Annotated in this window: 13 protein-coding genes; 10 read left to right on the top strand and 3 right to left on the bottom strand. The window is 64.3% G+C overall.

Translation table 11 applies throughout. From position 1 onward, the window contains the following. Window positions 1–113: 113 nt before the first annotated feature. The gene (locus I8N54_RS02875) at window positions 114–563 is read right to left on the bottom strand and encodes a MarR family winged helix-turn-helix transcriptional regulator (protein WP_140194012.1); all 450 of its coding nucleotides are present in this window, start codon (window positions 561–563) and stop codon (window positions 114–116) included. A 78-nt stretch (window positions 564–641) separates the two neighbouring features. Here I8N54_RS02875 and I8N54_RS02870 point away from each other — a divergent pair, with 78 nt between their 5' ends. The 8 genes from I8N54_RS02870 (at window position 642) to I8N54_RS02835 (ending at window position 8,708) form a co-directional block, all read left to right on the top strand. After that, complete coding sequence (locus tag I8N54_RS02870) at window positions 642–1,109, top strand: hypothetical protein (protein WP_140194013.1); 468 nt, start codon at window positions 642–644, stop codon at window positions 1,107–1,109. Window positions 1,110–1,769: 660 nt separating this feature from the next. Then, entirely contained in the window at window positions 1,770–3,272 is a 1,503-nt protein-coding gene (locus tag I8N54_RS02865) for an ABC transporter substrate-binding protein (RefSeq protein ID WP_197097524.1), read from the top strand. Window positions 3,273–3,339: 67 nt separating this feature from the next. Next, complete coding sequence (locus I8N54_RS02860) at window positions 3,340–4,281, top strand: ABC transporter permease (protein ID WP_140194014.1); 942 nt, start codon at window positions 3,340–3,342, stop codon at window positions 4,279–4,281. Beyond that, on the top strand, window positions 4,281–5,150 hold the full coding sequence (locus I8N54_RS02855) for an ABC transporter permease (protein WP_140194015.1): 870 nt from the start codon (window positions 4,281–4,283) through the stop codon (window positions 5,148–5,150). The genes I8N54_RS02860 and I8N54_RS02855 overlap by 1 nt, the downstream gene beginning before the upstream one ends. Window positions 5,151–5,154: 4 nt before the next feature. Beyond that, window positions 5,155–6,270, top strand: coding sequence for an amidohydrolase/deacetylase family metallohydrolase (locus tag I8N54_RS02850; RefSeq protein WP_140194016.1), 1,116 nt, complete (start codon window positions 5,155–5,157; stop codon window positions 6,268–6,270). Beyond that, window positions 6,267–7,265: an ABC transporter ATP-binding protein gene (locus tag I8N54_RS02845; protein ID WP_140195641.1), complete on the top strand. Its 999-nt coding sequence runs from the start codon at window positions 6,267–6,269 to the stop codon at window positions 7,263–7,265. The genes I8N54_RS02850 and I8N54_RS02845 overlap by 4 nt, the downstream gene beginning before the upstream one ends. After that, complete coding sequence (locus I8N54_RS02840; protein WP_140194017.1) at window positions 7,262–8,224, top strand: ABC transporter ATP-binding protein; 963 nt, start codon at window positions 7,262–7,264, stop codon at window positions 8,222–8,224. The genes I8N54_RS02845 and I8N54_RS02840 overlap by 4 nt, the downstream gene beginning before the upstream one ends. Next, entirely contained in the window at window positions 8,214–8,708 is a 495-nt protein-coding gene (locus I8N54_RS02835) for a RidA family protein (RefSeq protein ID WP_140194018.1), read from the top strand. The genes I8N54_RS02840 and I8N54_RS02835 overlap by 11 nt, the downstream gene beginning before the upstream one ends. Here the strand turns inward: I8N54_RS02835 and I8N54_RS02830 are convergent. Next, a complete protein-coding gene (locus I8N54_RS02830; protein WP_140194019.1) occupies window positions 8,699–9,472 on the bottom strand; it encodes an IclR family transcriptional regulator in 774 nt (257 codons plus the stop codon). The genes I8N54_RS02835 and I8N54_RS02830 overlap by 10 nt on opposite strands. 70 nt (window positions 9,473–9,542) lie before the next feature. Here I8N54_RS02830 and I8N54_RS02825 point away from each other — a divergent pair, with 70 nt between their 5' ends. After that, window positions 9,543–10,760, top strand: coding sequence for an aminotransferase class V-fold PLP-dependent enzyme (locus I8N54_RS02825; protein WP_140194020.1), 1,218 nt, complete (start codon window positions 9,543–9,545; stop codon window positions 10,758–10,760). Between the two features lie 10 nt (window positions 10,761–10,770). Here I8N54_RS02825 and I8N54_RS02820 read toward each other — a convergent pair whose 3' ends face one another. Further along, a complete protein-coding gene (locus I8N54_RS02820; RefSeq protein WP_140194021.1) occupies window positions 10,771–11,346 on the bottom strand; it encodes an exopolysaccharide biosynthesis protein in 576 nt (191 codons plus the stop codon). A 199-nt stretch (window positions 11,347–11,545) separates the two neighbouring features. Between I8N54_RS02820 and ytfQ the strand changes: the two genes are divergently transcribed. Continuing rightward, window positions 11,546–12,490, top strand: coding sequence for a galactofuranose ABC transporter, galactofuranose-binding protein YtfQ (gene ytfQ / locus I8N54_RS02815; protein ID WP_140194022.1), 945 nt, complete (start codon window positions 11,546–11,548; stop codon window positions 12,488–12,490). Window positions 12,491–12,539: the final 49 nt, after the last annotated feature.

The following is a 12,539-nucleotide window of genomic DNA, read 5'->3' as shown; positions in this document are numbered from 1 at the left end:
AAGCCTGCGCGCATTAACTCTGCCACCCACCGACCGCCACATTCACTTGTTCAAATCGATGACGTCGACGCGGAGGCGGCTTGCTACGTCGCCCTTGCTCTCCAACCTGCTCACTAACCGGTGTCACCCGCCTTAAGTCTCTCGACGGCACTGCGCATCGTGGACACGAAGAGATCAAGGTCATCATCCTTCAGGTCCCCGAGAGCCATCGCGTTGACCTCTCGAGCTGCCGCCTGTGCCGGTCCGCGCAGGTCGCGGGCTCGTGTCGTCAAATGGACTGTTCTGGCCCGTGCATCCGTCGCATGCGCCCGGCGCTCGATCAGACCGTCCCGCTGCATCCTGGCGAGGGTGTTGGCCATGGTGGCCTGCTCCACATCGAGACGCTCGAACAACTCGCGCTGCGTAAGTCCGTCTTCCTCCCACAATTCCAGGAGCGTCATGAACTGCGCCGGCGCGAGGCCCAGCGGGCGGATGCGCTCATGCAGGCGCTGCGCGAAGAGGCGGGCCATGTGATTGGCGAGGTATCCCGCCGAGCGGGTGCGATCGAAGCTGCTATCGGTCATGACTGCAAGATATCTATTGCATAGCGCGCTGTCTATTCGTAGTCATTTATATAGCGTGCTATTTAAAAGGAGGTCAGCATGTCTCGTACTACCCTCGTCTTGGTTCATGGCGTCGCCGGCGCAGTGGCCCTTCTCACCATCTCAACCTTCTGGCTCTCGGCGCTGACCGCTGAACTCGTGCTGACGACCGCAGGGGTCGTCACCGTCCGAATGGCGATCCTCTACGCGGTGCCGGCGCTCGTGATTGCCATGGTTGCCGCCGGGGCCAGTGGTGCGCGGCTTGCAGGGCGCTCCAAGTCACCCGTCATCGTCTCCAAGCGCCGCCGCACGATGCTCGCAGCAATCAACGGCATCCTCGTGCTCGTACCCTCCGCCGTGTTCCTCGGAATCCGAGCTCATGCGGGGCACATGGATGCGACCTTTTCCGTCGTGCAGCTCATCGAACTGGCCGCGGGCGCCGTGAACATTGTTCTGCTCACGCTCAACATGCGGGCCGGGTTGTCGATGCGCGCGAGGCGGGTCCGGGCGGGAAGAGCCAACGCCTGAGATCCGCCTTCGCTCAGCCTACCTTTGGAGACTGCGGTAAGCGGCAGGCTCGCCTGCGTAGCAATCGTCGGCGAGCAATGCGTTGGACCGCTGCTTTCATTCGAAAGTCGAAGCGGTGTCTGCTCGCCAGTGTCTGCTCTTCCCCGTACTCCATAGTCAGCTTGATACCGCAGCGAACTCCCACTGCCCGTTCCTCTCGGACATTAGTCGCCACCGCAGCGAAGGTCCGCTCTCCGCCCACGCGGCCGCTGATCTGAACGCGCCCCAACGGCCGGTACTGCGCAATGCCTGTCAACGAGGCTCTGATTTCGTGGCTCACCGAGAGCTGTCTGATCTGTCAGGAAACCGCCACCACTGGCGAGACGTGAGTCGAACTCGGAGGCGCCCAGTAAAATCGTCCCATCCAAAGTTCTTTGGCAGACACCCAAACCTACCGTTCCGAGTCACTTGGTGGGTGCTGCGCCCTGTCATATCGCTCCAAGGCACCCGAAGCTTATCCTTGGATCGCACGAAAACTCCCTATTTCTCGGTCCCTTACCGTTTGACACCATACGCGTAGTCCGTAACTACGTAGTATAGTTGACTGTTGTGGGGGTCGCTCGCTCTTATGGTGGGCATAACGACAAGAAACCCGCCAATCGTCTCAGGGAGAGATAAAATATGTTCAATCGCTCTAGGCTCTTTATGACCGCCGCCGCGACCGCGCTGATTGCCGGTACGCCGCTTGCTGCTCAGACCATCGACGTCGCCATCATCGGCGAACCGGACACATTCGACCCGATGATTTCGACCAAGGACGTCGTCAGCATCGTTACCCAGCACTTCGTGGAAACGCTCTACACGTTCGACGAAAGCTGGAGCGTCGTGCCGCTGCTGGCCGCTGACATGCCCGAGATCAGCGACGACGGACTGACCTATGTCATTCCGGTACGCGAAGGTGTGACGTTCCACGACGGCTCGACCATGGACAGCGCGGACGTGAAAGCGTCGCTTGACCGCTGGATCGAAGTTGCCAGCCGTGGACGCTCGATCGCCGAGCAGGTCGAAAGCATCGAAGCCACCGGCGACTTCGAGCTGACGATCACGCTCAGCGAACCCTATGCGCCGCTGATGTCGCTGCTGGCCTTCTCGAACTCCGCTGCCGCGATCTACCCGGAAGAGACGATCGCACCGGAGATCGAAACCGTCATCGGCACCGGCCCCTACATGCTGGAAGCCCACGAGCCCGACCAATACACGCAGCTCGTCCGGTTCGAGGACTATACCCAGCCGACCGGCGCCGCCGAACGTCAGCAAATCCCGGAAGAGATCCGCTTCGTGCCGGTCCCCGATCCCAACACCCGCGTTGAGGGCCTGCTCTCGGGCCAGTTCGACTATGCCGACGGCCTTCAGACCGAGGCGTACGACCGGATTGAATCCTCTGACACTGCCGAGCCCGTCCTGCTCGAGCCGTTCGGCTGGCCGGTCTTCGCGGTGAACCACAAGCAGGGCATCATGACGGATCTCACCATCCGCCAGGCCGTGCAGGCCGCCCTGCCCTTCGACGACATGCTGTTCGCGGCATTCGGCGACGAGAAGTTCTTCCAGACCGAAGGGGCTCTCTACCCGGAAGGCTGGACCTGGCGCACGGACGCGGGCACGGAACTCTACAACCAGAACGACCAGGAGAAGGCCGCCAGCCTGCTCGAGGAAGCCGGTTACGACGGCGAGCCGCTGCGTATCCTGACCTCGCGCCAGTACGAGTTCCACTACCAGATGGCGGAAGTCGCGCGCATGGGCCTCGAGATGGCGGGCTTCACGGTCGAGATGGACGTCGTCGACTGGGCCACCCTTGCCCAGAACCGCGACAATCCGGAGCTGTGGGACATCTACATCACCCACTCGCCCTTCCTGCCGGAACCGGCCCTGATCTCGTCGCTCTTCTCATCCGCCCGCGAAGGCTGGGACAACCCGGAGAAAAACGAGATCCTGAACCGCTTCACTTCCGAAGCGGATCCGGAAGCGCGGCAGGAGATCTTTGCAGAGCTGCAGCAGATCGTGTTCGAGGACGTCGGCCTCATCAAGGTCGGCAACTTCAACGCCCTGCAGGGCCAGTCCGCAGGCCTCGAAGGTGTCACTCCCTCGCCGTGGCCGGCCTTCTGGAACGCCCAACCGGCCGAGTAACCTGACAGACTGACCGGCGGCCCCGACCTCCCACGGGGCCGCCACACTTTTCTCCAGACGGTTCGTGATGCGGAAATATCTGACACAACGCCTGATCGGGATGCTGGTCGTCATCTTCCTGGTGCTGACCATCGCCTTCATTCTCGTGCGCCTTGCACCGGGCGATCCCGCGTCACTGATGCTGGGCCCTGATGCGACCCCCGAAGAGGTCGACGACCTCAGGGTGCGCCTGGGGCTCGACCGGCCGATCCTCGTGCAATACGGCACCTTCCTGGTCAACGCGATGCGCGGCGATCTCGGCTCTTCGCTCTTCTTCAACATGCCGGTAACCGAAGTCCTGGCCAGCCGAGCCGAACCTTCGATTTTCCTGGCGCTGTTTTCGCTGTTGGTCGCGCTGTTCATCGCGACGCCGATCGGCATCTGGGCCGCCTACCGGCGCGGCTCCGTCGGAGACCAGATGTCGGTGACGAGCGCCATGTTGGCCGCCAGTGTACCGAGCTTCCTCACCGGGCTGATCTTCCAACGCTACCTCGCCACCGATCTCGGATGGTTCCCCGTATCGGGCTACGGCGGACCAGATGCCGACTTTGCCGAGCGGATGCGTCACCTGATCCTTCCGGCGATCACGCTGGGGATCACGAACTCCGCTTTGATCCTGCGCTTCACGCGCGCCTCGATGCTGGACATCCTCGGCGAGGACTACGTCCGCACCGCCCGTGCCAAGGGCATGACCGAACGGCGCGTCGTGCTGCGGCACGCGCTGAAGAACGCTGGCATCCCCATTATCACGGTCGTGGGCCTGACCTTCGCGCTGCTTGTATCCGGCGCCGTCGTAACGGAGCGGGTGTTCAACCTGCCCGGCCTCGGCAACCTCGTGGTCAACGCCGTGCTGCGCCGGGATTACCCGGTGATCCAGGGCACGCTCATCGTGGTTGCCGCACTCTACGTGCTGGTGAACCTCGTGACGGACCTTCTCTACCTCGTGGTCGACAAACGGGTGAAATACTGATGGCCGGCTCCGCTTCTTCCGCTTCCTCCGCACCGCCCGGCCTGATCCGGCAACTCGCCGCCCGACCGACGGTGCTGGTCGCGCTGGTGCTGTTCCTTTTGGTCGTCGCCACATCGTTCCTGCTGCCGGCGTTCGGGATCACCGACCCGGGCGGCATGTCGGTCCGAAGCCGGCTGACACCACCGGGCGAGGATGGCTATGCCTTCGGGGCCGATGCCTTCGGGCGGGACGTGCTCGGGCGGCTGATGCTGGCGGGACAGGTGTCTCTCGGTATCGGGCTCGGTGTCGCAGCCTTGTCCTCGACCGTCGGCATCGTGATCGGGCTGGTCGCCGGCTTCTTCCGTCGGCTCGACACACCGCTGTCGCGGTTGATCGATGCGATGATGGCATTCCCGGACATCCTGCTGGCACTCTCACTCGTCGCGATCTTCGGCGGCTCGATGGGCAACGTGATCCTGGCGCTCTCGATCGTCTACGCGCCGCGCATCGCGCGCATCGTGCGGGCCTCGACGCTCGTCATCCGCGAATTGCCCTACGTCGAGGCGGCCGTCGCGCTCGGCACGCGGACGCCGTCGATCATGGTCACCCATGTGCTGCGCAACATCGTCTCGCCGATTCTGGTGCAGGCCACCTTCATCTTCGCCTACGCGATGCTCGCCGAAGCCGGGCTGTCTTTCCTCGGCGTCGGGATCGACCCGACCACGCCGACCTGGGGCACGATGGTGAACGAGGGCCGCCAGTATATCGACAACGCTTTCTTCCTGATCCTCATCCCCGGCGCCGCAATCGCCCTGTCCGTGCTGACGCTGCAGATCGTCGGCGACGGCCTGCGCGACGCGCTGGACCCCCGGCTTGCCAAGGAGACGTAAGTCCATGTCCCTGAAACTCACAAACTTCAAAACAGTGGCCTTCGACACCACCGCCGACACGATCTTCGTCGATGACGAGGGCAAGGTCGCAGCCGGCCCGATCGACGGCGCGCAGGACCTCGACCTCAAGGGTGCCTGGCTGTCGCCCGGCTGGAGCGACCTGCACGTGCACGTCTGGCACGGCGGCACCGACATCTCGATCCGGGCATCCGAAGCGGGTCGCCCGACCGGCGTCACCTCTATGGCCGACGCGGGCAGCGCCGGCGAGGCCAGCTTTCACGGGCTCCGGGAATACGTGATCGAGCCGCAGGCCGAGACGATCAAGGCGTTCCTCAATATCGGCTCGATCGGCCTTGTCGCCTGCAACCGTGTGCCCGAGCTTCAGGACTGGCGCTCGATCGACATCGACAAGACGCTCGAGGTAATCGAGGCGAACCGCGATGTGATCTGCGGGATCAAGGTGCGGGCCTCCGGTGTCATCGTCGGCAGTTGGGGCATTACACCGGCGAAGATTGCCAAGCGGGTGGCAGAGATGACCAACCTGCCGCTGATGGTACACGTCGGCGAGCCGCCCCCGCTGATCGACGAAGTGTTCGAAATCCTGACGCCCGGCGACATCGTCACGCACTGTTTCAACGGCAAACCGGCCGGCTCGATCCGCGACACCCAGGCACTGTTCCGCATGGCGCAGGACCTGGCAGAGCGCGGCATCCTGATGGACATCGGCCATGGCGGCGCCTCGTTCAACTTCCGCACGGCGCGCGAGAGCATCGCCGACGGGCTCCGCCCCTTCTCGATCTCGACCGATCTGCACAAGCACTCGATGGAAAAGCCGGTCTACGACATGGCGACAACCATGTCGAAGCTGCTGGCTGTCGGGCTGCCGTTCGAGGATGTGATGCAGGCCTCCACCAACGCGCCGCGCTCGGTCCTGGACCTGCCGGGCGCCGACGGGCTGACGCCGGGCGAGCGGGCCGACTTCACGGTTTTCGACCTGGTCGAAAGCGAAATCGAAGTGCTCGACAGCCAGGGCAACGCGATGGTCATGGATAAAGTGTTCGAGCCGCGCGGCACCGTGCTTGGCGCCGAATGGCAGGACGCCGCGCGGCGGTTGCCATGAGCGGCGGCGAGACTATCCTCGAGGTCGACCGGCTTCAGGTCGGGTTCGGCAAGGGCGACAAGTCCGTTACAGCGCTGCGCGAAGTCAGCTTCTCGCTCGAGCGCGGACGGACGCTGGCGCTCGTCGGGGAAAGCGGCTCAGGCAAGTCGGTGACGTCACTCGCATTGATGGGACTGCTGCCGCCGAGCGGCCGGGTGCTGTCCGGCGAGATGCACTTCACCGGACGGGACGGCGTCAGGCATGACCTGCGCGCCCTCGACCCCGCCGGCTTCCGAGCGCTGCGCGGTCCCGGCATCTCGATGATCTTCCAGGAACCGATGTCGTCGCTGAACCCGCTGTTTACGGTCGGCGACCAGATCGGCGAGATGCTTCTGCTGCACGAAGGCATCAACGGCGCGGCGCGGCGCAAGCGCGTGATCGAGATGTTGGAGCTGGTCGAGATCCCCGGTGCCGCCAACCGCATCGACACCTACCCGCACGAGATGTCCGGAGGCATGCGTCAGCGGGTGATGATCGCGATGGCGATGATCTGCAATCCTGCGCTGCTGATCGCGGACGAGCCGACGACCGCGCTCGACGTGACGATCCAGGCGCAGATCCTGGACCTCATGCGGCGGCTTCAGAAGGACCTCGGCATGTCGGTGCTGTTCATCACCCACGACATGGGCGTCGTCGCCGAAATGGCCGACGACGTGGCCGTCATGTATGCCGGCGCGGTTGTCGAGCAGGCCGGCGTGCTGGACCTGTTCGACCAGCCGAGCCATCCGTATACTCAGGGTCTGCTCAACTCGATCCCGCGGCCCGACCCGGCACTTCAGGGCAAGCTCGTGCCGATTCCCGGCACTGTGCCGCCGCCCAACGCCCTGCCGCCCGGGTGCGCCTTTGCGCCGCGATGCCCGCTGGCCGAGGACCGCTGCCGCGAACCAGTTCACCTGGAGAGGAAGGCGCCGGCGCACCTCGCCGCCTGCATCCACGACTTCGCGGGGGCGGCATGACGGACAACCTCCTTGAAATCCGGAACCTCACCAAGCAGTTCAACACGCCTTCTGGCACTGTTCACGCAGTCGATGACGTCAGCTTTGACGTTCCGCGCGGCTCGATCGTCGGGCTTGTGGGTGAAAGCGGCTCCGGCAAGACAACGTTGGGACGGACGCTGCTGCGGCTGATCGAACCGACTTCGGGCAACATTCATTTCGACGGCACCGACCTCACCACGCTGTCCAGCACCGACATGCGCGAGATGCGGCGGCGGATGCAGATCATCTTCCAGGATCCGGTGTCGTCGCTGAACCCGCGGCTGAAGGTCGGAGACCTGATCGCCGAAGGGCTCAAGGCCTACGGGATCGGCACTCGCAAGGAGCGGCGCGACCGCGTCGCCGCACTTCTCGAAGAGGTCGGGCTGAATGCCGATTACATGGACCGCTACCCGCACGCCTTCTCCGGCGGGCAGCGTCAACGGATCGGCATCGCACGTGCCCTCGCGCTCGAGCCCGAGTTCATCGTGGCAGACGAGAGCGTCTCCGCGCTCGACGTTTCGATCCAGGCGCAGGTTCTGAACCTGCTCTTGGACCTGCGCGAGCGTCGGAACCTGACGATGTTGTTCATCGCGCACGACCTGTCGGTGGTGAACTACCTCTGCGACCGCGTTGCAGTCATGTACCTCGGTCGAATGATGGAGCTGGGCCCGGTCGGCGATATTCATAGCGATCCGGCACATCCCTACACGCGGGCCCTGAATTCGGCGATCCCGATGCCAGACCCGAGAGCCGTCCGTGCGCGGGAGCATCTAACCGGGGATATTCCGTCGCCGCTCGCGCCGCCGTCGGGCTGCGTGTTCCGGACCCGCTGTCAGCACGCCACAGATATCTGCGCCGACGGGCGCCCCGAGCCGCTGTCAGCTGGCGCTGACCACCTGACCTACTGCAAACGTTTTGAGGACATTTATGACCGTTGAGCTGACCACGACACCGGAATCGCGTCTTAAGGAGCTTGGGCTCGTTCTGCCCGGGCGGGCGCCGAACCCGATCGGGTCGTTCTGCAATGTCCGGCGCGAAGGCAACTTGATCTACGTCTCGGGCCAGGGCCCGGTGCAGGCGGACGGCACGTTGCTGCGCGGTAAGGTCGGCTCGGAAGTCACCGCTGAAGAGGCGCGAGACCATGCGCGCCTCGTCGCTATCAACATTCTTGCGGCGTTGAGAGACGCACTCGGCTCGCTCGACAAGGTCGGCAGCGTCGTGAAACTGCTTGGGATGGTAAATGCCGATCCCGACTTCGAGAAGCATCCCTTCGTGATCGATGGCGCGTCGAACCTGTTGGCCGAAGTCTTCGGCAAGTCGGGCATCCACGCCCGCTCGGCCTTCGGAGTGGGATCTCTGCCGAACCGGATCACCGTCGAAATCGAGGCGATCTTCGGAGCGGCCGAGCAAGATCAGCCGTGATGCAGCCCCAGCGAACGTTCGACATCGCGGGCGGCAGCCCGCACTTCCCTCGCGACCAGGTCGAACTTCTCCTGCACGCGGTGCTTCGGCATGACGACCGACATGGTCAACCGACAAGTGCCGTCGAGGTCGCGGATCGGGGCGGCGATGCACGCCACCTGGTCCTCGGAGGTGTCGATCTGGACCGACAAACCATCGACGAAGTCGACACGGCTGATCTCGGCCAACCGGTCCGGGTCGGTTTCGGCAAGTCCAGTGTTCGAGGGGCGCGCATGAGTGCGGAACACTTCAAGCCGAGCGCGGTCGGGCAAGTGTCCGACCAGCAGGCGCCCCGACGCGGTCCAGTTCAGGGGCACACGCGTGCCGACGTCAGAGGTCACGCGGAACGGCCCGGCAGAGCCCTCGGCCATCGCGACGACCTGCATCATGCCTTCGTCCCGCGCGCAGATCTGGACCATCTCGCGCACGCGCTCGTTCAGGGCGAACATCGCGCGCTCAGCCTCGCCGAAGGCGCTCATCCGTGCGCGGTAAGCCAGCCCGTATCGCATCAGCCGGGGGCCGAGCCAGATACGGTCGTCTCCGGTGCGGACCAGCATCGACCGTTCGATCAGCTCTTCGACCAGCTTGTAGATCGTCGACGGCGGAGCCCCGGTCACCTTGGCGAGTTGGTAGCCGGTCATCGGACCGTGTCGCTCGGTCAGGATATCAAGGATTTGCAGCGCACGATCGATGCCGCTGGTCCTGCCGCGTTTCTGAACGGTCATAATGGCCTCCATTAACGCGAAACAACAAGCATAACTGTGGAACTCGAGACAAGCCCGAAAGGGGATTCGAATGTTGCGAAATGAAGAATACGGCGTCGACTGGAGCTGGCACGATGCCAACGGGCTGAGCCGCGTCGTCAACGTGTCCGGCACGATGACCGCTCTTGGCGGCTCCGTCACCACGAAGCGCGTGGCCGAAGCGACGGCCGCGGCGATGCCGCGCTTCGCCAAGATACATGAGCTGCAGGCCCAAGCTTCGGAGACGATCGCGCGCCTGACGGGTGCAGAGGCGGGCTTCCTCACCGCGTCGGCCAGCGCCGGCATTTCGCTTTCGGTGGCCGGCTGCCTCACCGGGCTCGATCCGGCCAAGGTCGAAGCGCTGCCCGAGGGCGCTGGTCCCGATAACGGTGTCGCGGTCCAGATGGGCCACCTCTGCGAATACGGCGCACCGGTCAGCCAGGCGATCACCCTCGTCGGTGGCAAGGTCCATGTTTTCGGCCAGTCAACCCAGACCCGCGACTATCAACTCGAGGCCGCGCTCGAAGGCGCGGCGGCGGCGCTCTATGTCGTGTCGCACCATGTGGTCGACTACGGAATGATGCCGCTCGAGACGTTCATCAAGATCGCTCATGCCAAGGGCGTACCGGTGATCGTCGATGCCGCCTCCGAGTATGACCTGACCGGCATGATCGCGAAGGGCGCCGATATCGCCATCTATTCCGGTCACAAGTTCATGGGCGGTCCGACGTCGGGCATCGTTGCCGGGCGCAAGGACCTCGTCCGCGCGGCCTATCTGCAGAACATCGGCATCGGCCGGGGCATGAAGATCGGCAAGGAAAGCATCGCCGGTAGCATCGCCGCGATGGAGCAGTGGCTGGAGCGCGATCACGCCGCCATCCGCGCCAGGGAAACCGAAGCCCTACAGATGTGGAGCGAGGCAGTCGCCGACCTGCCCGGCATCACCGCCAAGGCCCTGCCCGACCCGACGGACAACCCGCTCGAGCGGTTGCGGGTCTGGGTTGACCCCGCCGTAGCCGGAGCGTCTGCCGCGCAGTTCGCCGTCGCCTTCGGCCGGCAGGATCCACCGATCGTCGTGCGCGGCCACGAGGTCGAGAAGGGCTACTTCGATCTCGACCCCTGCAACCTGACCGACGGACAGGCTGCGCTCGTCCGCGATGCCCTGACCCGCGTCCTCTCGGACAAGTCCGCCGTCGAGATCGACGAAGCGGCGGCGCATGATGATGTCCGCAACGGCGGCACCGAGTCCTATCTGAACTGGCTGAGTTGAGCCCCCTGCCCTAGATCCCCATCCAGCCGACGGCGACGGCGGGGAGCAACAGAACGAAGCCGGCGACGACGACCAGCCCGTCGCCGGCTGTCAGTCCGATCCCGAACAGCAGCACCGGAAGCGCCAGGACGAACGGCAGGCCCGGCACGAAACCCAAGCCGATCATCGCCAGCCCCGCAACGATCAGCACGATGGCGATGAGGCGTGTTGCAGTACCGTGAACAGCCCAGCTCATGCGCTCGCCGATCACCTTCCGCAGACGACGCACCATGGGCCATACCTTGTCGATGCTGGAGCGCAGCTTGTCGGCAGGCATCTCGCGCCGCCCGAGCCAGTCGGGAATCCAGACACCCGATTTGCCCCGGATCATCTGCGCCCCGCACAGGACAAAGAGCAGTCCTATGATGGCAGGGAATCCCGGCAACATGCCGACCGGCAGCATCATGAGTGCCGAGAGCACCATAAGAAGCGGCCCGAAGCCCCGTGTCTCCAGCGTGTGGACGACCGTCTTGAGGTCGACGCTGCCCCCGTCCTCGCCGAGCCCGGAGAGCTTTTCGAGGATCCCCTCAAGCGGATGATCTGTCATTGTGTCGCCCCCGTCCTTGTCCCTTAGAGGGCAATGCCGCGTCTTCACGAACGTTCCATGAAAAGGCGTCGACCCTCCGCCGGCCTATGGCAACTCAATCTTTCGGTGCGTTCAAACGCGCATACAACTTCGCGTTGCCTAAAGTCATATAGTATGATTTATCTTCGCTTGGCTCCGGCCAGATTTTTGGGAGGAAATCATGAAGAAATATTTGCTTGGTGCAGCCTTGGCTGCGCTCTCTACAGGTGCGACCGCACAGACCATCGGCTTCTCGCAGATCGGGTCTGAATCGGGCTGGCGTGCGGCGGAAACCACCGTCACGCAGCAACAGGCCGAAGAGCGCGGCATCGATCTGCGCTTCTCCGACGCGCAGCAGCGCCAGGAAAACCAGATTGCAGCGATCCGGTCCTTCGTCGCCCAGGGCGTCGACGCGATCCTGCTCGCTCCGGTTGTGGCGACCGGCTGGGACAGCGTGCTGGAAGAGGCCGCGGAAGCCGAGATCCCGGTCGTCCTGCTCGACCGGATGGTGGACAGCGATCCGTCGCTCTACCTGACTGCCGTCGGCTCCGACCTCGTCCACGAGGGTGAAGTCGCCGGCCAGTGGCTGGTCGACAACAAGCCCGAGGGCGAGTGCCGCGTCGTCGAGCTTCAGGGCACCACCGGCTCGTCCCCGGCCATCGACCGGGCGAACGGCTTCCTGAGCGCCATCGAAGGTCACGACGATATCGAGATCGTCCGCAGCCAGACCGGCGACTTCACCCGCTCCGGCGGCAAGGAAGTCATGGAGAGCTTCCTTCAGGCGGAAGGTGGCGGCGACAACATCTGCGCGCTCTACGCCCATAACGACGACATGGCCCTTGGCGCGATCCAGGCCATCAAGGAAGCGGGCATCGATCCCGGCGACGACATCCTCATCGTCTCCATCGACGCGGTGCCGGACATCTTCCTCGCCATGGCCGACGGCGATGCCAACGCCACGGTCGAGCTGACGCCGAACATGGCCGGCCCGGCCTTCGACGCACTCGATGCCTACATGAACGACGGCACCGAGCCGGAGAAGTTCATCCAGACCGAATCCACGCTCTACACCCAGGCCGACGATCCGATGGGCGAATACGAGGCCCGCAAGGACCTCGGCTACTGATCAGTCGGCGGGCTCGGCCCACCTGACTGACGGCGCGGGGCATCTGCGA

Source organism: Pelagovum pacificum (genome assembly GCF_016134045.1).
Classification (GTDB): Bacteria; Pseudomonadota; Alphaproteobacteria; order Rhodobacterales; family Rhodobacteraceae; genus Oceanicola; species Oceanicola pacificus_A.
Note: the sequence above shows the minus strand (reverse complement) of the source record. Positions and strands in the feature narration are given on the sequence as shown.